The sequence below is a fragment of the Flavobacterium chungangense LMG 26729 genome, assembly GCF_000735715.2.
Classification (GTDB): Bacteria; Bacteroidota; Bacteroidia; order Flavobacteriales; family Flavobacteriaceae; genus Flavobacterium; species Flavobacterium chungangense.
Genome location: NZ_JASY01000029.1, coordinates 14,564 through 37,836 on the forward strand (window position 1 = coordinate 14,564; position 23,273 = coordinate 37,836).

The window sequence follows — 23,273 nt, forward strand, 5'->3', positions numbered from 1 at the left end:
TGAAATATAAATACTGCAATCGTAGATTATTGAATGTATTTCGTCGGATATCCACCACTTTCATCTATAATTCACTATTGTCATAATATTCCGCACAAAATCTTTCAGGTATTTTATTATATTTGATTTTTTTTACAATAAATGTATTAATAAAAAGAAGAGAAATATGCAATGGAGCTTGAAGAATATATTAAAACTGCCGAAGGTCGAGTCAAATATTCATTGGAAAGACTAGGTATATTAAGAATATTATTATCAAGCGGAGTCGATTCTTTTGATTCCAAAAGTGTAAAAAAGGTAACAACTACTTAAAAAAAATAGAATTTTATATTGAGATTTGAAAGCCAAAAGCTCACTCAAGTGCAAAGCTTGTTGTTGTTGTTGTTGTTGTTGTTGTTGTTGTTGTTGTTGTTGTTGTTGTTGTTGTTGTTGTTGTTGTTGTTGTTGTTGTTGAGATTGGTGGTTGGGGAGGAAGTGATTATTTAGAAAAACGAATGACCAAGAAAAACCAAATATGAATAAAATTTTACTTCCTGAATTAAGATTATCCTACTTTGATAAAGTTGGTGTAAAAAACACTATTGAACAAATTATTTTAGAGAAAGCTTATGTAGAATATTTTTTTCAGAATAGTTATCGAGGTTATGTTATTGTTTTAGTTGATGGAACACCTATTTGTATTACATCTAATAAAGATTTTGAATCACCTCATTATGAATTTATTATACTTTCAAATAAAAAACCAACAGATCAGGGCTTTGAAATTGAAGGCGAAATCATATTGAAGAGATGGTTGAAGCACCCTTTGAAAAAAGAATATTCTAATGTTGAAATATTAAAATCCTGGACAAGGAACTTCAATTTTCTAGAGGAAGATAAAGAAGCTAATACAAATGGTCTACGTGAACCTCAAATTGCAGCACTTTATTCAATTTTAAGTCATTTAAAAGTTTCTGACGAAATTGGAACTATTGTGATGCCAACTGGAACAGGGAAAACTGAAACAATGTTGTCTACTTTGATTGCAGGTAAATTAAATAAAATAATTATAACTGTTCCCTCAGATGCATTAAGAACTCAGATTTCTAACAAGTTTTTAAAACTGGGGTTATTAAAACAATTTGGAATCATTAACTCGAGTGTTATTAATCCTAAAGTTGGAATTATCTATCAAAGTTTTAAAAACAACGAAGATTTACTTGAATTTACCGAAAAGTCAAATGTTATTGTAACAACGATGAATATTTTGTCAAATTTTCAACCTAGTGTATTAGCTACTCTAAATTCTTATGTCTCACATGTCTTAATAGATGAAGCACATCATGTCGAAGCAAATTCATGGAAGCGTGTTAGAAGAGCTTTTGACAATAAGAAAATTTTACAGTTTACTGCAACTCCTTTCCGTAATGATCAGAAACGAATAGAAGGGAAAGTAATTTTTAATTTTAGTTTGAAAAAGGCTCAAGAACAAGGTTATTTTAAGCCAATCAATTTTTTACCTATAAGAGAGTACGATCTAAATAAAGGTCACAAATTAATTGCACAAAAGGCAGTTGAAAAGCTTCGGGAAGATCTTGCAAATGGTTATAATCATATTTTAATGGCTAGATGTGTAAAAAAAACAAAAGCCTCAGAAATTTTTAAATACTACGAAGAGTTCGAAGATTTAAAGCCTGTATTGATCCATTCTGAAGTTTCAGGTAAGAATGAAATTTTGCAAAATATAATAAATGGTGAACATAAAATCATAGTTGCAGTGAATATGTTGGGAGAAGGTTTTGATTTACCCCAACTAAAAATTGCAGCGTTTCATGATATTAGAAAAAGTTTGCCAATCACTTTACAATTTGCGGGAAGATTCACAAGAACTTCAATAGATAATGAATTAGGAAATGCAACTTTTATCGCAAATTTAGCAGATTCTGAAACAGAGAATGAATTGAGTGAACTATACGCCCAAGATTCAGATTGGAATTTACTATTATCAAGACTAAGTTCTGATCAGATTGATGAACAAATAGATTTTGATGAATTTATTGATGGTTTTCAACATTTAGACAATTCAAAAATACCTTTTCAAAATATTAAGTTTGCCCTAAGTACTGTCGTTTATAAAAATTTAAATCCAGATAATTCTTTTAATCTATTAGATTTTAAAAAAGGAATTAAGGGTTACGATGAATTAGAGTATAAGTTTGATGATTTTAATCCAGTTGAAAATACAATTGTTATTATTACTGCATCGAAATCTGAAGTTGAATGGGTAAATTATAAAGAAGTTTTTGGTTTAGATTGGAAACTTACAGTACTTTATTACAATGAAGAAAACAATCTTCTTTTCATTCATAGTTCCGACAAATCTAGCTTATATCATGATCTTGCAAAAGCTGTTTTAGGAGATAGGTCTGAATTGATTCATAAATTATTAGTTTACCGTAGCTTCTATGATGTAAATCGTGTATCATTACAAAATGTAGGATTGAAGGAGTTTTTGAATAGAAAAATAAGGTTCACAATGCGTGTAGGAACTGATATTCAAGATGCGCTTTCTTTAGCTGAACAACAAAGAGGCGAAAAAGCATTTGTATTTGGCTCAGGTTATCAAGATGGCGATAAAATTACACTTGGATGTTCTTACAAAGGGAGAATTTGGAGTTATATGAAAGGAGATCTCAAATCTTTCATTAATTGGTGTAATAATTTAGGGAAAAAGCTAATTGACGAGAGCATTGATCCAAATCAAGTTTTACGTGAAACTTTGATTCCAGAGATTATCACTGAAATTCCAAAATTACATCCAACCTATATTGATTGGGATGATAATTTCTATAATTTCCCTGAATCAAAAATAGAAATAACAATCAATGGGATTTTTAACGCTTCTTATTGCTCTATTGAATTAATTAATGATAACAATCAAGGGATTGTTAATTTTCAAGTTGTTTCCCCTAATGGCTCTGCAAAATTCAGAAAGGAATTGTTTGTAGATAGCAATGTTGATGGTAATAATTATCCAAACTTCAGAATTGTTAAGTTAGATACTGCTCAAAGCGAAGTAAAAATTGCATCAAAAACTTTTACTCTTCACGAGTATTTCAATCAATATCCTCCCATTATATGGTTCGCGGATGGATCAGCTCTTCAAGGAAATGAATATATTGAACTAAAGCAACTTATTCAACCATATCCAATGGAAAGGTTGATTGATTGGAGTTGGAATGGAATAGATTTAAGTAAGGAGGCTCAAGGAATTCATCCTTTAAAAACAGATTCGATTCAATATAAAGTTATACAAGATCTTATAGCTCAAGATTTTGATATTGTTTATGATGATGATTACTCGGGAGAAATAGCAGATATAATAACTATAAAAGAACATGAAAATGAAATTAATGTACAGTTTTACCATTTAAAATTTGCAAAAGATGGTCTAGTCAATACTAGAGTTGATAATTTTTATGAAGTATGCGGTCAGGCTCAAAAATCAATTCATTGGAAGCATAAGAGTGGTTTTGAATTCTTTCAACATCTATTAAGAAGGGAAGTTAAAGTTAGAAATGGACATCAACGAAGTAGAATTGAAAAGGGAACTAGAGTTGATCTAGAAAGATTTCTAGCTATTGCAAAAAATAAAAAACCAATGAGTTTTGAGGTATTCATTGTTCAGCCAAGTTTATCCAAACAGAATACTTCAGAATCTATTATGACTTTGCTTGGAGTAACCGCAAATTATTTAAAAGAAGTAGCAGATATCGATTTAAAAGTAATTGTAAACAAATAAAAGTGCTCCATTTAGATTGCTGACAGGGTTTACTGTTGTGGAAAGAATAGGTGCGTTAACATGAAAAACTAAAACTAATGAAAATTTAAATTATGAATAATATAGAGGATCACAATGAATTTAAATTCTTAGCCATCCGTCCCCTGAAAGGTACTTCTGCGGAATTATTAAAGGGTCTGCAAGAGAATTGTATTTATTCTTTTTATAGTGAATATAAATATATTAATAAGGATGGAAAAGAAATATTAGATTCCAAAGATTATAGTGAAATAGAGAGTATAGAACATACTCCAATAGTGCCTACGCATTTATATGGTGAAAACATAAATATTTCTGCAATTGTCGGTCAAAATGGAAGTGGAAAAAGTACCTTGATGGAGTTATTTTATTATGCTATTCTTTTATATAACAAAAAACACATAGACAATGAAAAATTATTAGAAATCGATTTTAATGCAGAGATGATAATTCTTAAAAAGGATGCAATTCAGGTATTAACAATTAGTACAAAATCAAAAAAATCAAAAAAATCAAAAATATACAGAAAAAAAGAAAATATAGATGAAATAGTTTACAAGGAAGATAATTCTATTATTGCAACGTCTTTAAATAAAAGTGTAGACTTTAAGTTTTACTCAAATGTTTTAAACTATTCAATCTATGGTTTAAATTCGAGCTTTATCCCATGGATTGATTTAATTTTCTATAAGAATGATGCTTATCAATTACCTATTGTAATAAATCCATTTAAATCATATGGGAATTATGATATCAACAAAGAATATTTGTTAATGCAATCTAGAGCCGTTTTCTATACTTATGTTCTAGATTTTAAAGAAATTATTGAAGATATATTTATTCATAATATTCATTTTGAAATAAGTATTAATAAAATTTTGAAAATTGATAACAGTAGGCAAACCTTTGATATATTACAGCAATTTTTAGAATTAAATGCTAGTAAAACGGTTTATGATAATTTACTTTTTAAAGATATTAATAGCGATAATTTGATAGCACTCAACTCAATGAGAGAGTTTCTGCAAGATGGCTCTAGTGAATGGAAAGGAGAATATTCCATAGTGCTTTATAATAAAGATTTATTAAATATAAATCTTTACAAAACATTTACTTATTTGTACATTTTTAAGAAGATATATAAAATATCCAAAACCTACAAAAAATATAAAAAATACCATTTTTTGTTTTCAGATAAACTCCCTTTTGATTTCCAATTTAACGATTTAAGATCTAACGTTCAGCTAAATGTAATCAATACACTTTCTGATATAAAAAATAAAGAAATAGTGTATGAAGTAATAATGGTAAATTTAGATTTAGTCCTTAAAAAAAATGGTGATTTAACTGAGGATGATTTATTTTTCATCAAGGAATTGTTTATGGAGTATTATCAAGTAAGGCATGATGTAACTAATAATATTACTAGACATTTATCTAAAGTTCATTACGATGCTGATATTCAAAATACTATTAACACTATAACCGAATTAATTAAAAAATTGTTTAATGGTAAACAATTTAGACAATATTTATTTAATCATTATATTAACGAATTAAAGCGTGATGAAAGTCACATTACTTTTAAACTGAAACAAGCAATTAACTATTTCAAATTTGATTTATTTAGTAGCATTGAGCTTAATAATAGCAGTATAGATGTAGGCAGTATAATCAAATTAGATATTAATAAAAAGTATTTTAAAGGTAGAAAACAAATCGAGGACATACCTCTGGCAGTATTTAATCATGTAATAGAGGTGGTTAAAACGAAAGAGAAAGATGAAGATAAAAGGAGTAAATTAGTAGCTAATGAGGAGCTTAAACCTTATCCATACACCTCATTAAGTTCTGGCGAACAACATTTGATAAATTCTATTCTAACAATAGCATATCATAATTATAATCTGCTCTCTGTAGAAAATGATTCTGACCTTATAAAGTACAACAATATCAATTTAGTTTTTGACGAATTAGAATTATATTTACATCCCGAATACCAAAGAGTTTATATTAATAACCTAATAAATGTTTTAAATAAGATTCAAGAGATCACGAATCAAAACAATATTTATTACAATATATTAATGGTAACCCATTCCCCTTTCATTCTATCCGATATTCCTTCTCAAAACATTTTAAAATTAAAAGATGGTAAGCCTGTTCCCAATGATAGTGTAAATTCATTTGCGGCAAATATATATGATTTATTAAAAGATGAGTTCTTTTTAGAAAATGGAGCGATCGGTGCTTATGTCTCGAAAAAAATAAAATCAATTTTAAAGAAGAAAGTTGTAGAGCAAGAAGATCTTGAAGTTATCAATTTAATTGGTGACCCATTTCTAAAAGGAGTCATCAACAAGCAAATTGAAAATAAAGTTTCTACTGAGATATTAAATAAAGAGATTATGAGATTGCAAGAAATTTTAACCAACCGCTCTTAAAATGATACAAATCAAGGAATATAATTTAGGCAGTATAGAATCGGAGTTGGATGAAGATATTAAAGATATAGACAATCAGATAAAGTCAGATTTAAAAAAAATTTCTAGAATAAAAACTATTGAATCTTTTTTCAAAGATTTAGAACCAATAATTAATATTGAAGATGATTCTTCTTTTATAAAAGCTCCAAGAAATAAGATTGAACAACTGAAACAGATAGATACATCTATTATTATCAATGATTTAAGATCCTTTAATACAAAATTCAAATCATTAGCTCTACACTTGAAGAAAAAGAAAAAGTATAAGAAATGTACTTTAAATGATATATTAGAATTTATTTTTGGCTATCATTTAGAAAGTAGAACTCAAACTTTAAAAAAAGTTTTACGTACAATAGACCTTCAAAATTGTGTATATTGTCTAGCTCAGTATACTACTTCTTATGGTCTTGATAAGAAAAAAATCTATGTCAAAGGTAATTTAGATCATATTTATCCTAAAAGTTTAAATGCTTTGGTTAGTTTGAGTATTAATAATTTAGTGCCCGTTTGTGGACATTGTAATCAAAGAAAATCAGACGCACCTCTAGCAGATTTTAATTTTAATCCATTCGATTCCAGTATAATTCCAATTTTTAAATTTGAAGATGTTCTAGAAATCAATATAGGACAAGTTAATTTTAAAAATTTGACTGATTTGAAAATTGAAAATGTTAATTCTACATTAGAAAGTAGATTAGAATTGACATCATTATATAAAGAATACAAATCACCAATTGAAAATCTATTAGAAAGATATAAAAAATTCAATTCTTCCTCTTACGAAGCACATATTCAAAAATTACTAGGTAGAGGGATATCTGCTGATTTAGAATATTTTATTTCCGAAACACCTTATACAGAAGAAAATCTGCAAAATATACCTTTACATAAATTTAAGAGTGACTTCTATAAAGAGTTAGAGGGCTATAAAAAAAGTGGCAAAATAAAATTTTCTTGATATGAAATAAACTTGATATTGTAGGTATCAAAATGGAAGTTGTTTATATGACTATGAACCCCCGCTACCGCACGAATCCTTTCGTGTGGGCCTTTGAAACCGCACTCACTCGTTTTCTGAAATTTTTTATGAAACGCTGTGCATCTTCAACTTTGCACATTTTTTTAATGTTGTTGTAAATCCAAAACCTCTTAAAGTCTCCCGACTTTAAATAACTGTTTTGCATAATTTGGTTTTATTGAATAGGGTAGAGGCAACTAAATATTCTTCTGGTGGTTTGTAATTTTTTTGGTTATTTTTGAGAAAATATAAAACGAAATAGAGTTGCGCCAATCTACCTTAAAATGGGTGAATATGAGAATGTTTGTTTCGCATATAGACAAGTTGTAAGAAATTACAAAGCTACCTGTAGTATCCAGAATGGGGATTCATTACGCGAACAATACCTTCGTTTATCAATCCTAATTTTAAAGCGTTATGAATACGTAAAAATGAAGGAATTTCTAAAAGACCTTTTGTTCCTTTTATTACTGTGTTTCTACAATGCTCAATAAGTATATCTTTATCATACCCAAAAGGAAATTGTTGAGGGTCAAAATCTCTTGGAAAAATACCGATCAGCAGATTTCTTCTTAATTCTAAAATATTCAAAATAGTACAAATCAACCAATTATCTAATTCTTTTAATTGCTCAACGTCGTTAATTAATGGATAAAAGCTCATAATCCCTTTAAACGAAAGCACTTTGTAAGTTCCATTCATATATTTTTTAAGGGTAATTTCAGTCAAATTACCATACAAATACCTCCGAACTTCCATCAATGCCGATAAAAAATTCTTATCCATTCCCAAAACAGGCAAATTAGATAACGGGGTTGGACTCTGCTTCAATGGCTGAATTAACTTATTATATAACAAGTAAGCTATGTGCGACTTAATATGATCTATTGATTTATCCTTAATAGAAACTTTATCAGTAGAAATCTTATAGCCCAAAAATTCAATAAACTCTTTTGAATTAAAAAATTCTGACGGCATTCCTGTTTTCTTTAAAAGAGAAATCCCATCCGATTTTGTGTAGTTAATATTGATTTTGGCTTCCTTAGAAAAATCAGAAATAATATCGAAAGCTTTGGAAATTTTCGAGTATTCCTTGGACCAAATTATAGTATCGTCTGCATACCGTGCGAATCGAATTCCTTCATCTTCTAATCGTCGGTCAAGTTTCCAACACACAACATTGGCTAGAAAAAGAGAGATAGAGGTTCCTAATGGAATTCCCTTTTTTCTATCACTCAGAAAAGCTTTTATAATATGGAGCTCACTTTCGCTAACTAAAAACCCATTGTTAGAAAGCTGTTCGAATAAGTATTCGTGATTTATTGAGCCAAAAAAATCTGAAAAATCAAACTCTGCCACAAAAATGCGTGGAACTGACATTATTTCTTGACTAATATCTTGAATAGCAAAATGAATGTTACGGTCATTTCGATAAGCGTAAGTTAAAGAACTAAATCGATGTTTATTTTTCGAAAGGAGATTTTTATATGTTCGGTAAGATACTGCCGAATCTTGAATTTGATATATACTAATTTCTCTAGTACCGCCATTAGGCTTCGGGATTTTTTTTACAAAAGGTGGATTCGGTATATACTTTTTTGAAACAATGCTTTTTGATACTGATTTTGCTATCTGCTTTCTACGTTTCAGAACATAAAATGGATTGAATTTTTTATCTTTCATCCATTCCTCTGGAAATTTCATTTTTTTTAACGGGAAATTAACATAATTAAGACTGTTTCTCTCGTACCATAAATGCAAATTATTATGGTAATCTTCAAACCTTTTCTTTAGTTGCTCCGCTTGCTTTTGTATGTCACCAAACAATATATTTTCCATAAAATAAGTTTTAAAACAAAAAGTCCCGTAAACCTAAATCTACGGGACTTCCCACGGAGTCCACAAGTAAAAATAAATTCTAACTTATCACATTTTTTTACAAACCTGTGAACCTTTTCTATCAAATCAAGCTAGCTCGATTTTTCAAGACTGTAGTGGAGTCCGTTAATTCCATAAGAATCTAAGACAAATATATAAGAAAAAGCAACTTCTTACAACAGCCAATAAGCATAATTGATTGATTAGTTTTTCCTGAAACATTTTCTTCACGAAAATATTTATCTTCACAGGAACAAAACGATTCACTTTCACCAGCTCCCCCGCTATTCGAAGTGTTCCCGATGAAACGCTGTGCAAACGTCTTCGACTTTGCAAGTTTTTTTTAATGTTCTTGTAAAATCAAAATTCCTTGCAGTCTCCCGACTTTAAATAACTGTTTTGTATAATTTGGTTTTATTGAATAGGGTAGAGGCAACTAATATTCTTTTGATCGTTTGTAATCTTTTTTGGCTATTTTTGATTAGATATAAAATGAAATGGATTTTGCAATCGACATCAACTTTGATTAATATTATGAAAATTGAAATTTATAAAATTATTCCCTTTGCGTTTTCATTGATCGCAATTACTATTTCAATTGCTACAATTTTTTTTACAAGACAAAATTTAAAAAGGCAATTACGATTAGGTAAGCTTGAAGAAATTCTTGAGATACTTCAATTCTTGGATTCTTATTATAGAGGCTTATTCATGCTTTTTAAAGACACTGAAGAAAAAACTGAGCATATTCAAAACCAAAAAAAAATGCCCGCATATTTGGAAGAATTGTCAAAGAATAAAGAAAGTTTTACAGAAATTTTCGACATGAAAACTTTGATAAATAAAGTTTCAAGACTAAATGTTTTATCCAAAGCATATTTGCCAAACAAAAAAAATCTAAAAAGCAAAGCGCTCACGATTGCGGATGTATATTTTGCAATGTATTATCATGTGAAATCTGATGGAAATTTGCGTACAAAAAAGACATATACAATAATTCCAAAACCTATAGAAATGAAGTGTATTATTTCTGAATTAGAAGATCAAATAATTTTTGAAATGAAGTTAGGATATAAAAATATCGGTGGTAACGAACATTACAAATACTATAAAAATCAGTTTCAGAGAGATTTGTCTAATGCGGTCTCACTTGAAAAGGAAAAAAGAGAAAAAGAAAATTCGATTTCCGCTCTTTGATAGTTCCTAATAAAAAGCTAAGGGACTTTTCTGGCTTTGCACATTTTATACTTATGTAAATTAAAAAACTTAGTAGATTTGTTTCTCAATATTCAATTGAAAAAATAGCCGCAAAATAAAATCTATGCAAATTCCACAATCTCAATACCTGCCAATAGATAAACTGGCGTCAGTATTTTCAAGCACCTCTGCTACTTACAAATTTTATTGGTTTTTAGCAATACTTGAAGTGGTTGAAGAAGGAGGTATACATATTGCGAAAAGAAATATTTTCTCGCGGATGATAAGTAATTCCTGGTATACAGTAAATTATTTTCATATTTCTTTTGGTAAGCAGGATTTGATTCAGGATGCAGTTAGGGCACTTATAAAAATTGAAAACCTTCAGATAAACGAAAACAGAAATACAATAAATGCTGTTTTAGAGAATTCTGTTAATACAGAAACAATCAGGATATTAAAGCATTTCGATAAAAATGTGCCGCATTGGTTTATTTCGTCCTGGTTTTCAGGAAATCGAAATGAAATTTATGCCCTTTCTCAAAATTTTGAACACGGTTGTCTATATCGTTTAGAAAAAGATTTTATAGAAATTAATCCGCTCTGGGTTTCTTATTTACAAACAAATTCAAAAATACTAAAAGACTTTTGTTATTGGAATTTGTCACTTTTCCTTAAAAAAAGAAATCCAAATGTACCGGATATCCCAAACAAGATCAGTAAAGCAATTACGAGAAATTCCTTAATCAAACAAACCAACGAGTACTGGAAATTAGTATTTAATGAACTGGGTGCAGTAGATTGTATTTTTACCAACAAGAAATTAATCTTTGAAGAAAAACAATACGCTTTGGATCATTTCGTCCCACACGCATTTGTTTCCCATGATTTAATATGGAATTTAATTCCAATACACAAAACATTCAATTCTTCAAAAGGAGACAGATTACCATCAATCCAAATGCATTTCGATAAGTTTTTTAATCTCCAAAAAACGGCTTACGAAATAGTAAAAAGCCACAACACCAAAAATAAATACTTAGAAGAATATCTAACCATCTTTCCCGATTTAGACAACACTACCGGATTTGATTACTTAAGATTCAGGGAAACGATTCAGCCTTTGATAACGATTGCCAGTAATAATGGATTTTCGTTTATGAGAGAGTAATTGATAGTGTTAGGTATTAACTTTTATACTTGATTTTTTTTTAGATATAAAATGTAATGTATTTAAAAACAGGTATATATGCTTGGTTTATTGTGTTTTTTTATGGTTATTTTTGAAAAATATAAAACAGCGAAATAAAATTGAATAGATCCAGTTTAATCGAGGTGAATATACGGATGTTTGTTTCGTGTATATACAAATTATGCGTAATTATTGTGCAGAATCAAGAATTCAAAAATTAAACTATATCATTAATAAATTAATTTTTTAAATAAAATAATCATGGACAAACCAGAGTATTTGCCTACAGATGTTGTAGAGTCTTTTGTTCCATCAAACGAACAGAAGTTGAAATTTGAACAAATATTAAATAAAGCTCAATCTTTTGATTTAAGACCAATTGTACAGAGGTATATGAATAAACGAGGTGTAACTCGTGCTAGGGCAATTGAAATTGTAGATGAAATGTTAATATATTTGAGTTTATGTGCAACTGAACCAAATGAGCAATGGACAATTACTGGAGAGGTTGATGAAATGTGGCACACATTTATACTCTTTACTGAGCGGTATGAAAAATTTTGTAAAGAAATTGCTGGAAGTTTTATTCATCATTACCCAAGCGAAGATAATTTATCAGAGGAGCAAAATGACTCAGAAATTACCATAACTATAAATCCTGAAAAGTTAAATTTATCGGAAAATAACGACAATATAACAGACTTAAAAAATTTGTTGACAACAAATGATAATTTCTCTAAATTATACAAAGGTAATCCTGCTATAGTATGTAAACCAATCAACAACCCAACAGATAAAAATGATAGTATGGTTTCTTACGGAAATACTTTGAAGAAATATCTTGGATATCTTGGAACACCTCCTAAGAAAGGTATATGGCCTTCGCCAGGTGTTTTAGGCAAACCTGATGCCCCAAGACCTTGCGATGGTGGATCTGGTTCTGGGCCTATTTGTGACTGTAAAATTAGAACCGACCCAAGTCCTCCAAAAAAATAATTCACCAGGCTGGCGCGAGTGTCACACTCGTGCGCACAAGCTAAATCAATAAAAGTTTTTAAGGTTAAGAAGATAGAACAGCAAAATATGCCCCAGGCTCTCCAAAGTGATCTTATGAAAATGATGATCGAAAGTCTCTGACTTCACACATTTTTATTGCTTATAATATAAGATACTGAGGAATCTTTTTTCATACTTTTTTGAAATTAAAAAACAGGTACATATACTCTATTTGAATATCTATTTAAAAACTAATTTGCCGCTTGATAATGCAATTATGGAAAACCGTAAAAGAAGTCAGATAAAACTTCATATGTTTGTTTGAAGATTAAATTATCATTTAATAAGTTGTAATGCAATAATACTGATAATGAAACTGATATGATTGGTAGCTATTTTTAAACATCAAATTTGCATTATTAGTTTCAAACATTTTTCACGGAAATGATTTCTTCTAAATAATAAAAGAAATTATAGATCTTTCAGCTTAAAAAATTCCTTTTAATGTTTAATTTAAAAACTGTAATAACAAGTAAGTAATTTAATGAGATATATTCCAAACCTAATCCCAGAAGAATCAAAAGTTTTAAAAGATTACTTTAAAGGAAGCGTTTACCATAAAAAAAAATCCGGTTCACTTCAGCCTTTTTTTCGATGGATTGGTGGTGCAATTTTTATACTTTTTGCATTAGCATATTTAAAACACCCACTACTTACAATTCTTTTTGGTTTTATCGGATTTATAATTATTCCTCCAGGTCATAGTTGGATTGAAAAAAAGTTTAGATTTAGCTTTACTACAAAAATAAAATCTATTTTAGGTTGTGGGATTTTTTTATTCTCTGTTCCTATTCTTGGGCATTATGATACTGTCGACAAACTAGAAGCACAGCAACTAAAGTTAAAAAAAGATAAAGAAGAAAAGGTTCGGTTGGAGACGCAACGCAGAGAACAAATTAGAAATGATAGTTTGGTTTTTTACCTTGATGCAAGTTCTAAATTAGCCGATAATCATAAAACGAGCGAAGCCTTAAAGAAGCTTGAAAAAGCAAATTCATTTGCAAAATTACCATCAGATATTGACAAAATAGCAATTGAGAAAAACAAAATTGCTTCAATTAAGACTTTTGATCTTGTTAAATCAAAAAATTACAAATTAGCTTTACCAGCACTAAATGAACTAATTTCAAAGGAAGGTAATAACCCAAATTTATTTTATAACAGAGCAATTTGTTACAGTAAAACCGGTAAAATTAAAGAGGCTGTTTATGATTGTAAAACAGCGATGGAACTAGGGGATAAAAACGCCGAAAAGTTATACAACAAAATAAATCCAATAAAAAAGCGAATAGCTTATTATGTAACTCGTTGTTGTGATGGCACAACATCCAGCGCAACAGGAAGAGGTGCATGTTCACATCACGGAGGTGTTTGTAATTGGAGTGAACCAGTTTATGAAGAATATAGAAAATACGAATAAAGATATGAGTCAGACTATTTTTCAGAATGTACCTCTTGTAAATACAAGTTTTTTTCAAAAACTGTTCAAACAATTGCCAACAGAAAATGGAGTAATTGAATTGAATAATTTATTAGCAACATATCCAATAAAAGAAATTTCTAAACAACATGTTTCTGATATAGAAGAACGCTATAAAATTAGTCTGGAAAATGAATTCAGACTCAATTTAGAAGAATTTTATGCTGTATATTTAAATTTTTGTTTGTCAAATAAATCTCTTGATGAAGAAAATCTTGAAAATCTATATCACTTAAAAATTATACTTTCTCTTAATGACCAAACAATAGAAAAATTAAATCATAAAGTTGGGGAAATAATTTACAAAAAGTACTTTGAAAAATTTATACTTATAGCTCATGGTATATTGACAAAAAAAGAGGAAGATTTTTTAGAAAAAATCGAAAAGGATTTAAAACTGCCAAAATCGTTAGTTGAGAGTATTACTTCTGAAATAAGTACTAATTATATTCAAAAATACGTTGAAAAACTGATTAACAATTTAATTCTGTCTCCAGAAGATGAGAGAGTAATTAAAAGTATTGGAAATAACTTAAATATAAATCTGGAAAAATCATTTAGTGATCAAATAAAGCGACAGTTAAAACAGCTTAAATCCTATTGGGCTTTAGAAAAGTTATCTCTTACTACCTTTGAGCCAAATATAGTCATACAAAAATCAGAACATTGCTATTTTAAAATCGCTTCCGTTAACTGGTATGAATTAAGAAGTGTTAGACAAAAGCCATCTTACTACAATACGAATAGTAGAATTCTAAAAGAGTTTTATTTAAATACAGGCACTTACAAATCTATGAATCATAGTAATGATTATATGAAGTTTGTGGATAAAGGAAGTATATATTTGACAAACAAAAGAATCATTTTTGTTGGAAATACCAAAAACTTAAATATAAGATTTGAAAAAATCCTGAGACTAACTCCAAAATCAGATGGCATCGAAATAGACAAAGAAACAGGAAAAGTAGCTGTAATTCAGCTTCCGGATAAAGTTGATGAATTTGCTTTGATTTTAGATAGATTGATAAAGGACCGGCATATTTAAATATCATTAGAAAGTTGTTTCCAAGCTGGCACTAGTGTCACGCTCGTGAAACAAAAAAAAATGCTGATTTTTATAGATTTAAAGGTATCAGCATTTAAATGGCTTCCTTTACTTGTAATCTTTTTAGTTAATTTTGAAATAGTATAAAATGATACAAAGATGCGGTTATACAAACAATTCTGTGTAGATTGTCGCCATTTTTTAGCGCATATAAATAAATTGTGTGTCATTCTAAAACCAACAGCACAAAATCAAATATAGTAATAAATAAACTATGGCAGACTTTAAAGGAGAAAAGCTAGTAAAAACATTAGCGACAAAAAAAGTTTATGATTATGTTGACACTGAAAAAGGGATTAATCAAATTTCGAGAGAAATATTTTTGAATAAAGACCAAATAGTTCACTATCCAAGAGGTTTTGAAGGCGGTAATAAATATAAGACAATTAAAAGGTTTACTTATAACGGCTTCAAAGGAAAACTTCCAGTCGGAGTTTTCAAATCAGAAAATTATGGTTGGGGTTTTACAAAACCATTATATCCATTTACTGATTATATTAACGATAATTACGATTTCGCTGAAGTTATTATTGAAAAAGGGGGAAAAGTCCAAATGGACTTAAAAAACAAAAAAATGTATTTGAATGAAACGAGTTTAGATGTATTGCAAAACTCGTTTAAAAGCATCTTTAAAAAAAATAGAGCAGAAGTTGATTTTGTTTTACAGATAAATCTTCATAAGATTTTCCCATCAACAATTGCGCAACCAACAAAAACATACATATCCGATGCTTTAGCGAATTCATTAGCTTCTTGGGGAAACAATATAGATGAGTTTTCGATTGCTGACAAAAATGCAATTAAAGATTTATTTGATAAACTTTCAATTGGAACAGATTTCTTAACTAGTGAAGCATTAGCTAAAACAAAAGAGTTAGTTGACACAAAGTACATTCAAGCGACTTTAAAAAAGTTTAAGGAATTAATGGTATTAAGAACTGATGGTGAAAGTTTAGAAAAACAATGGCAAGTATTTTTAAAAGACAATAGTTGGATTTTCTCATCAATATTTGCACAGCCAGTTATTTTATTTCAAAGAGAAGCATATGTTGGAGGAAAAACAATTGATAACCATAATGGCAAATTCAATGATTTTTTAATTAAAAATAGTTTAAGCGACAATGTTTCTTTTTTAGAATTAAAAACTCATAAAACAAAATTACTAGAGAAAATTGCATATCGTGGTGACGATGTCTTCAGTACTACGAAAGATTTAACAGGTTGTATTGTTCAAGTGCTTAATCAACGTGACAATTTTCAGAAAGAATTTTATGCCACTAAAGGAAAAAGTAAAGGAAAAGGAAATTTTGAGACTTTTAATTCTAAATGTGTAGTACTCATTGGCTCGACAAAAGACCTGGACGAAAATCAAAAATATTCTTTTGAACTTTTTCGTAGCAACAGTAGAGATGTTGAAATAATAACTTTTGACGAACTTCAAACAAAAATAGAAAGTTTGCAAAAAGTGATGACGACTAAATAAATTGAAAAAAAATAAGCACACAACAGCAGTTTGATAAAATGGCGCGTTCAGTGCTAAATTCAATAACAGTTCTTTGATTGAACTTTTTTGCAAAACCGAACATTTGTCCTTCGATTTCCGCCCCTTGCCAAGTTGCAGCCGTTAATTGCGATTAAAAAAAACGAAATGAAAGAGAATCTACATTTACTAATTACTTACCCTGAAAATTTCCCAGAAGAACTAATCGAAAAAGACATTTCTGAACTTGATTTAAAGAATCTAAATATTCAAATTGAAAAGCAACAAAATGATTTATACTCTGCAATGGAATGGATGGTACCAACCTTCCTTGCAACATATATTTTGAAGCCATATTTTGATTCTTTTCTTGCCGAAGCAGGAAAAGATAATTATCAAACTCTTAAAGTGTTTTGTAAAAAAATGTTAGCTAAAGGTAAAGATATAGAAGCTCACTTAGTTCCTGCAACACTATCGACAGAAAAGCTGTCAAAAACTTACAGCCAGTCATTAGCAGTATCAATTTTAGTAGAAACGAAGACAAAAAGGCAAATTAAAATGTTGTTTGATAATAATTTAGGATTATATGAATGGGAAAATGCTATGGAAGAATTTTCGAATTTGATAACTGAACATTACGAAAATTATCCCAATGACAAGCTTTCAAATGCTATAAAGGATTTATCTCCGAAACAATATTATACAATATATGTAAAAATAAATCCAATAACTAAAGTTTTAGAATTTCACGATGACCATACGTTAATTTCCGAAAGTAGAATGTAAACCGCAAATAACATCTGCTTAAACAGATTTGGGCAATAGGCTTAATGGGAAGTTGGCTTTGTTTTGTGATGATTTTATTCTAAAATACGTTTCATTACCAGAGCGTTATCTGCCAGGCAAAGACAATGGTCAGGATGAAATATTCAATACCAATAAAACATAAAAGCAAATATGATATTGACAATTAGCATCATTTCGATTTTAGTGATCTTTTTTTTTTTTTGTAATACGAAGATCGTTAGAAAAGAAAAAATATCAGGCCCCCGCTCTCCGAAGTGTTCCTAATGAAACGCTGTGCAAATGTCTTTGACTTTGCACAATTTTTTTAATGTTCTTGTAAATTCAAAACCTCTTAAAGTCTCCCGACTTTAAATAACTGTTTTATACAATTTGGTTTTATTCAATAGGGCAGAGGCAACCAAATATTCTTTAGTATTTTGTAATCTTTTTGATTATTTTTGAAAATATATAAACGAAACAAACGTTCGTTTATACACCCAATTTCGGGTAGATTGGCGCTATTTTGTAGAGTATATAAATAATTTAGCAGCAACAGTACCACAACGAATACTTCAATGAAATGAAAAAACTACTTTTAACATTTTTAATCAGTTTAACGTTTGCTTGCTCAAAAAAAAACAACAACGAAGTGAACGCAATTTCAATAACAATAAAAAAAGATGAGTCAATAAATCTTAACCCAATAGGAAATCCAATAATTGTAACTTTAAAAAATGATTCAAACAAAATTTCTCCTATTTGGATAATGAGTTGTGACTATAACAAAAATTTCATTACTGATAATAAAGACATAGATTTCCCAGCAATTGAATGCGACAAGAATATTCCAAAACTTTACAATTTAAAACCTTTAGAGGAAAAAGAAATTAAACTATATGTAATATCTAGTATTGGTTTATCAAAGCAAAAATTCAAGATTGGTTTTCTAATGAATAAAGAATTTTCTACTATCGAAAAATATCAAAATGAAATAAGCAATAAAGAAAACATAAAAATCATTTGGAGCAATCAACTGTCAATATAAATGCAGCTGCTAACAGTGGTTTTTTGAAATTAGGGCTTAAGGGCAAAATTAAACGTAATTTTATATATTTGACTTCCGTGATAATGGAAAGATTTTGGGATATATAAACCCTAACTTCATAAAGCTACGGCACGTTACCGGAAATTATTCGAGAAAATAGAGAATTTAATAAAAAAATAAGAAAATGACAGAAAAGGAAAATTTTTTACGTGTAGTTAAAAATATGTACGATACTATAAAACCATTAACATATTTAGATGATTTTAGCAAAATTGATAAACTAAAAGAATTAAATCGTTGGACTACTGAATTTTTAAATCAAACTGAAAATATAGAGAAAATGTTAGAATCATACATTATGTTAGGATTAATTAATTCAAATGATAAGAATGAATTGATTGAAAGCATTAAAGAAATTAATGGAGAATATCTTAAAAACTAAAAAAAACCGCTCTCCGAAGTGTTCTTATAAAATGCTGTGCAAATGTCCCCTCTCCCGCACGAATCCTTTCGTCTGGGCTTTTGAATCTAGATTTTCCACTCTCCGCATTTGTTCCTAATGAAAGCTACATTGCTGTGCGAATGTCTCAGACTTCGCACTTTTTTTTAATGTTCTTATAAATTCAGAACCTCTCAAAGTCTCCTCAGCTCCCCAGCTCCCCGAAGTGTTACATTCTTTATTGAGTAACTAAATATTCTTTGATGCTTTGTAATCTTTTTTGGTTATTTTTGAAAGTATATAAACGTAACAAACATTCGTATATAAACCCAATTTAGGGTAGATTATCGGCTACTTTGTAGCGCATATAAAAAAGTTACCAGTAATTATAAAAAACAGATTATGGGTTTAGATATTTCAGTAAATTTTGATAATCAAGAAAATATTTACTTGCTTGATGAGTTTGAAAAAATTCAAGAAGTAGCAAATTTAAGTAGGACATTTTGTAATTTCATGTGCAGAAAAGAGGTAGTTGAAGATTGTAGACCCGAACTTGACCAAATAGGTGAATTAACGGGTGTAAACATTACTTTTCTTTACAATATGCAGGAATATGCTGAAGAATGGGAAATTGAAGAAATGCTTGAATTTGAAGACGATGAAGATGAAAAAGAGAACCTAAGACAATCAATGCTGAAGAAAAATGCTGAAGTTGGAAATAACATTTCAGAAGTAAAAAATAACCTAATATTATTAATCGAAAAACTTGGAGAGATTGAAAATTTAGAACAAAAACTTGATAAAACAAGTTATGATACTATAGGAATCGAAAAATATTTCTCAAACTTTCATACTAATACTGGTGATGGATATATTGGTAATAATTTAGGTCAAGATCTTAGAAATCTCCTTAGCCTTCTTAATTTTGGATTGAGCAATGGTTCAAAAACTATTTATTTTAATTACGGTTAAAAATAACTACTGGTAACAGTGATTTGGTGAGGTTGAGAATTTAGTGGTAAAATCACATTCCCCGTTCGATGATCCAGGTATTCAAGCAGATTACACCCTATATCTCGACTCCACTAAAAAAGCAATTGTCTTTTGATGCTGTCCGAAGCAAAGCTTATCATGCAGAAGAAAGAGACAAGTTAATAGTAAAGGCCGTTTTAGAAAAACAGATAAAAAAAATTGATTCTTACTAATGCTTTCAGCTTTTGTCTTCTTCTTTGTCCTTATCTGATTTTCTGACATTGATCGGAAGCCCGATCTTAAAACCAAAGTTTGTATCCAGGTCAGGATGTACATTTAAATCTTCCCTTGCCACAAAAAGAAGTATACTTACCACACTTTTCTTGTCTGAGTTGACATTTATCATTATACCTGTTTCAAAAGGTAGTGTTTCTTTTTTTGCAAGTGCTTCATTTTTGCTGTATCCAAATTTAGCGTAGATTCCGGCAACTTTTGAGGAAACATATAGCTCGGTGGTATATTTCTGAAGAAATCCATAAGTGTAGGCTACCCCATTTTCTGTATAATAACCTGTTTTTTTCTTTTCCTCAACCATAGTTCCTCCACCTATAATTTCAGGATTAGTGTTATAGATGAAATCCTTTTTCTTAAAATCTTCAAAATTAGATCCCCTTCCAAAATTACCCAGTAACCTGAACATTACAAAGGTGCCGGATTTCCATCTGGTTATATGGTTAAGGCTGGCCTTAACGCCATATAAATCACCTTTTGTATCTTTGAAACGGTCATCAAAACTCTGTATATTAACGTCATTATTGTAAATATCCAGGCTTTCTCTTTCATAAAATCCGGAAAGGCCGAAATAAGTGTTGTACTCAACAGTCCATATGTCCTTAAATAATTTGATCTGCCTATCACTGATTGTATCATCAATATTCTGAGCATTGATAAGAGCCTCATCATAATCTTTAAAGAGTTTTTCTAAGTCAAGCCCTTTTGGCGCATTTATTACTGCATCCTGTGTTTTTCCGTTCTCATCCTCTTTTCCTTTTATCGTTGAAATGGTCTCAATCTTTTTTTTGATTTTGTTGATCATATCGTTGTAACCAGCAAACGCTTTTACGGGATCCGGACCCTTATAATAAGTTTTTAGTACTTTAAAAAGTGCAACTGTATCATTTGCCACTGTACCGGCATCACTTAAAAATTTGTTTGATTTGTCATTTTCACTCTGCCTTTCATATTCCCTGCTGAATAGGCGGTGTTTCTTATTCTGTATTGTAGATTGTGGGAATTTAAGGTCTATAATAATCTTATCGAGGATACTGAAAGTATCTGCTGCTTTTTTCTCAGCTCCTGTTCGGTTATGTGATTTATATAGCGGGCCCTGTTGGCTTTTTCGCTTTCATAATCGCCTTGTGCCGCCGGATAATACTTTCCATTTGCAAATGGGAGAGGGGCGAAAAAATTTAAGTCTAAGCTTCCTTTTTTGCTGCCGTCTTTATTGTCAAAAATAAATGCACCATCATCTACGGAAAAAGAACCGTCAACTGTTAAAAGCATATAGTTGGTGCTTATTAAAGCACCGCTTAAGGATAGCTCGGTTTTTTTTTCATTATATTCATATGAAAACCCTTGTTTGGTATTATTATCACCTAGAACCATAAAGTTCAGGTCCTGCATTATATTCTTATGGAATGCGGTTTTGTTAAGCGGATTTTCTAAGGTTTCCGTTTTCGGTGCAGCAGGTTTTTCATCCTGCCCGTATGAATATAGTGCACTTAACAAAACAAGAGAAAGAGTAAAATACTTAAGGACTATAGTTTTCATAATCAGCAGGTTTTTGTTCAAATATAGGAAAGAACGAGTTAAATAAAATAGGTAAAAACACCTGTTTTAATTTATAATAGTTATACCTGCGAGGCACAACTTGGAGCACAACTTTTAAGTTGTGCTTTTTTTATCTTACCCCCGATCTCCGAAGTATTCCTAATGAAACGCTACATTGCTGTGCGAATGTCTATGACTTCGCACATTTTTTTTTAATGTTCTTATAAATTCAAAACCTCTTAAAGTCTCCCGACTTTAAATAACTGTTTTCTATAATTTGGTTTTATTGAATAGGGTAGAGGCAGCCAAATATTCTTTTGATAGTTTGTAATCTTTTTTGGTTATTTTTGAAAATATATAAACGAAACAAACATTCGTATATTCCCAATTTCGGATAGATCATTACTACTTTGTAGCACATCAAATGAGGTTTCGCTCGAAAAAAAGAAAAGAGAAAAACAAAAGTCAGTTTGCACTCTATGAAAAGGTAGAAAATGTGCATAGTTGTAGTCCCGGATTAGCAGTAATAACTTTTAAATAGAAAGTCATGCTGAAGAAAAAGATTAGCTGCTGAAATACCTTCTTGTAGTTCCACAACGTTAGATACAATTTAAAAATTACAAATATCAAAATTAGAGAATGAAATCAGATGTCAAACTTATCGAAACAATTCTTGATGGAATTTATTATGAAATGACTGGTGAATTAAGAGCAAATGAAAAGGGTTTTAATCAAGCTGATATTTTTGTTGATCTTTATTTCAAGGAAAACTTTGCGGAAATTATTTTTAACTCATTAAAAAATGATACAGATTTAGCAAAGATTGCAGCTCTTCTTGATATTCTTGTTTGGTCAACTCCTGACAATGGTACAAAACTTGAAAAATTAATATACGATTGGATAATTTCAGATAATAAAATTAAAGTTCAAATAATACTTTTAAGACAAGATTCATTTCCTCGATCTGAAAGGGTCGAAAACATTAAAGTCTTAGAAAATGTCAAACAAATTTTTCCGGAATTAACGGAACTTTGTAACTATCATATTGACGAATTCGACTATCAAAAAAAAACAGGTCTAAGACGACTAGAATTGCTTCACCACATTCGTGAGAATAGAAAGATATAAGGAAACCTGCTCATCTCTTCTAAGTGTTTCTTCATAAAATTGAACAAAATCCCAAGCTCTCCGAAGTGTTCTTATAAAATGCCCCGCTCCCGCACGAACCGAAGTTCTCCGAAGTGTTCCTAATGAAAAGCTACATTGCTGTGCGAATATCTCTGACTTCGCACATTTTTTTAATGTTATTGTAAAATCAAAACCGCTTAAAGTCTCTCGACTTTAAATCTGTTTTTGTGTGCATATCAAAAAAGCATCACTTCTTTTTAACCGTTATAAAAACAGGTAAAAGTACGTATTGTTAAGACTTTTTTTAGTCATACTTTTCCGCCATTGAGAATCGGTTAATTCACTAAAGTGGGTTTTCATTTATCTTTATTTTTTCGCA

Annotated in this window: 17 protein-coding genes; 14 read left to right on the forward strand and 3 right to left on the reverse strand. The window is 29.8% G+C overall.

Annotation, left to right across the window (positions count from 1 at the left end; genetic code table 11):
• Positions 1 to 514 precede the first annotated feature (514 nt).
• From JE46_RS22980 to JE46_RS22990, 3 genes are all read left to right on the forward strand, one after another.
• Positions 515 to 3,781, forward strand: a complete 3,267-nt coding sequence (locus JE46_RS22980; RefSeq protein WP_031457638.1) for a DEAD/DEAH box helicase — start codon at positions 515 to 517, stop codon at positions 3,779 to 3,781.
• A 92-nt stretch (positions 3,782 to 3,873) separates the two neighbouring features.
• Positions 3,874 to 6,243: an AAA family ATPase gene (locus JE46_RS22985; protein WP_031457639.1), complete on the forward strand. Its 2,370-nt coding sequence runs from the start codon at positions 3,874 to 3,876 to the stop codon at positions 6,241 to 6,243.
• Between the two features lies 1 nt (position 6,244).
• Positions 6,245 to 7,246, forward strand: a complete 1,002-nt coding sequence (locus JE46_RS22990) for an HNH endonuclease (protein ID WP_031457640.1) — start codon at positions 6,245 to 6,247, stop codon at positions 7,244 to 7,246.
• Between the two features lie 402 nt (positions 7,247 to 7,648).
• Here JE46_RS22990 and JE46_RS22995 read toward each other — a convergent pair whose 3' ends face one another.
• Positions 7,649 to 9,145 (reverse strand): reverse transcriptase domain-containing protein, encoded by a 1,497-nt coding sequence (locus JE46_RS22995; RefSeq protein ID WP_031457641.1) that lies wholly within the window; start codon positions 9,143 to 9,145, stop codon positions 7,649 to 7,651.
• 573 nt (positions 9,146 to 9,718) lie between these two features.
• Between JE46_RS22995 and JE46_RS23000 the strand changes: the two genes are divergently transcribed.
• The 10 genes from JE46_RS23000 (at position 9,719) to JE46_RS23045 (ending at position 19,936) form a co-directional block, all read left to right on the forward strand.
• Positions 9,719 to 10,381, forward strand: coding sequence for a hypothetical protein (locus JE46_RS23000; RefSeq protein ID WP_157505990.1), 663 nt, complete (start codon positions 9,719 to 9,721; stop codon positions 10,379 to 10,381).
• A 124-nt stretch (positions 10,382 to 10,505) separates the two neighbouring features.
• Positions 10,506 to 11,552, forward strand: coding sequence for an HNH endonuclease domain-containing protein (locus JE46_RS23005; protein WP_031457643.1), 1,047 nt, complete (start codon positions 10,506 to 10,508; stop codon positions 11,550 to 11,552).
• Positions 11,553 to 11,834: 282 nt separating this feature from the next.
• Positions 11,835 to 12,569, forward strand: coding sequence for a glycine-rich domain-containing protein (locus JE46_RS23010; protein ID WP_031457644.1), 735 nt, complete (start codon positions 11,835 to 11,837; stop codon positions 12,567 to 12,569).
• Positions 12,570 to 13,113: 544 nt separating this feature from the next.
• The gene (locus JE46_RS24345; protein WP_031457645.1) at positions 13,114 to 14,049 is read left to right on the forward strand and encodes a hypothetical protein; all 936 of its coding nucleotides are present in this window, start codon (positions 13,114 to 13,116) and stop codon (positions 14,047 to 14,049) included.
• On the forward strand, positions 13,946 to 15,154 hold the full coding sequence (locus JE46_RS24350; protein ID WP_167343462.1) for a PH domain-containing protein: 1,209 nt from the start codon (positions 13,946 to 13,948) through the stop codon (positions 15,152 to 15,154). Before JE46_RS24345 ends, JE46_RS24350 begins: the two co-directional genes overlap by 104 nt.
• Positions 15,155 to 15,428: 274 nt before the next feature.
• Positions 15,429 to 16,697: a Shedu immune nuclease family protein gene (locus tag JE46_RS23025; protein WP_051872999.1), complete on the forward strand. Its 1,269-nt coding sequence runs from the start codon at positions 15,429 to 15,431 to the stop codon at positions 16,695 to 16,697.
• Positions 16,698 to 16,862: 165 nt separating this feature from the next.
• Complete coding sequence (locus JE46_RS23030) at positions 16,863 to 17,480, forward strand: hypothetical protein (RefSeq protein ID WP_157505991.1); 618 nt, start codon at positions 16,863 to 16,865, stop codon at positions 17,478 to 17,480.
• Positions 17,481 to 18,060: 580 nt separating this feature from the next.
• Positions 18,061 to 18,525 (forward strand): hypothetical protein, encoded by a 465-nt coding sequence (locus tag JE46_RS23035; RefSeq protein ID WP_031457649.1) that lies wholly within the window; start codon positions 18,061 to 18,063, stop codon positions 18,523 to 18,525.
• 184 nt (positions 18,526 to 18,709) lie between these two features.
• The gene (locus JE46_RS23040; RefSeq protein ID WP_031457650.1) at positions 18,710 to 18,967 is read left to right on the forward strand and encodes a hypothetical protein; all 258 of its coding nucleotides are present in this window, start codon (positions 18,710 to 18,712) and stop codon (positions 18,965 to 18,967) included.
• A 399-nt stretch (positions 18,968 to 19,366) separates the two neighbouring features.
• A complete protein-coding gene (locus JE46_RS23045) occupies positions 19,367 to 19,936 on the forward strand; it encodes a hypothetical protein (protein ID WP_031457651.1) in 570 nt (189 codons plus the stop codon).
• Between the two features lie 238 nt (positions 19,937 to 20,174).
• Here JE46_RS23045 and JE46_RS23050 read toward each other — a convergent pair whose 3' ends face one another.
• Both JE46_RS23050 and JE46_RS23055 read right to left on the reverse strand, forming a co-directional pair.
• Positions 20,175 to 21,122 (reverse strand): hypothetical protein, encoded by a 948-nt coding sequence (locus JE46_RS23050; protein WP_031457652.1) that lies wholly within the window; start codon positions 21,120 to 21,122, stop codon positions 20,175 to 20,177.
• A gap of 116 nt (positions 21,123 to 21,238) precedes the next feature.
• On the reverse strand, positions 21,239 to 21,766 hold the full coding sequence (locus JE46_RS23055; protein WP_031457653.1) for a hypothetical protein: 528 nt from the start codon (positions 21,764 to 21,766) through the stop codon (positions 21,239 to 21,241).
• A 639-nt stretch (positions 21,767 to 22,405) separates the two neighbouring features.
• On the opposite strand from JE46_RS23055, the gene JE46_RS23060 reads away from it, so the two are divergent.
• Positions 22,406 to 22,894, forward strand: coding sequence for a hypothetical protein (locus JE46_RS23060; RefSeq protein ID WP_031457654.1), 489 nt, complete (start codon positions 22,406 to 22,408; stop codon positions 22,892 to 22,894).
• Positions 22,895 to 23,273 lie beyond the last annotated feature (379 nt).

Coding starts and splice junctions, on each gene's coding strand:
- JE46_RS22985 (WP_031457639.1), top strand. CDS start 3,874: ATGAATAATATAGAGGATCACAATGAATTTAAATTCTTAGCCATCCGT.
- JE46_RS23060 (WP_031457654.1), top strand. CDS start 22,406: ATGAAATCAGATGTCAAACTTATCGAAACAATTCTTGATGGAATTTAT.
- JE46_RS23005 (WP_031457643.1), top strand. CDS start 10,506: ATGCAAATTCCACAATCTCAATACCTGCCAATAGATAAACTGGCGTCA.
- JE46_RS22995 (WP_031457641.1), bottom strand. CDS start 9,145: ATGGAAAATATATTGTTTGGTGACATACAAAAGCAAGCGGAGCAACTA.
- JE46_RS23030 (WP_157505991.1), top strand. CDS start 16,863: ATGAAAGAGAATCTACATTTACTAATTACTTACCCTGAAAATTTCCCA.
- JE46_RS22980 (WP_031457638.1), top strand. CDS start 515: ATGAATAAAATTTTACTTCCTGAATTAAGATTATCCTACTTTGATAAA.
- JE46_RS23000 (WP_157505990.1), top strand. CDS start 9,719: ATGAAAATTGAAATTTATAAAATTATTCCCTTTGCGTTTTCATTGATC.
- JE46_RS23040 (WP_031457650.1), top strand. CDS start 18,710: ATGACAGAAAAGGAAAATTTTTTACGTGTAGTTAAAAATATGTACGAT.
- JE46_RS24350 (WP_167343462.1), top strand. CDS start 13,946: ATGGCACAACATCCAGCGCAACAGGAAGAGGTGCATGTTCACATCACG.
- JE46_RS23025 (WP_051872999.1), top strand. CDS start 15,429: ATGGCAGACTTTAAAGGAGAAAAGCTAGTAAAAACATTAGCGACAAAA.
- JE46_RS22990 (WP_031457640.1), top strand. CDS start 6,245: ATGATACAAATCAAGGAATATAATTTAGGCAGTATAGAATCGGAGTTG.
- JE46_RS23045 (WP_031457651.1), top strand. CDS start 19,367: ATGGGTTTAGATATTTCAGTAAATTTTGATAATCAAGAAAATATTTAC.
- JE46_RS24345 (WP_031457645.1), top strand. CDS start 13,114: ATGAGATATATTCCAAACCTAATCCCAGAAGAATCAAAAGTTTTAAAA.
- JE46_RS23055 (WP_031457653.1), bottom strand. CDS start 21,766: ATGAAAACTATAGTCCTTAAGTATTTTACTCTTTCTCTTGTTTTGTTA.
- JE46_RS23035 (WP_031457649.1), top strand. CDS start 18,061: ATGAAAAAACTACTTTTAACATTTTTAATCAGTTTAACGTTTGCTTGC.
- JE46_RS23010 (WP_031457644.1), top strand. CDS start 11,835: ATGGACAAACCAGAGTATTTGCCTACAGATGTTGTAGAGTCTTTTGTT.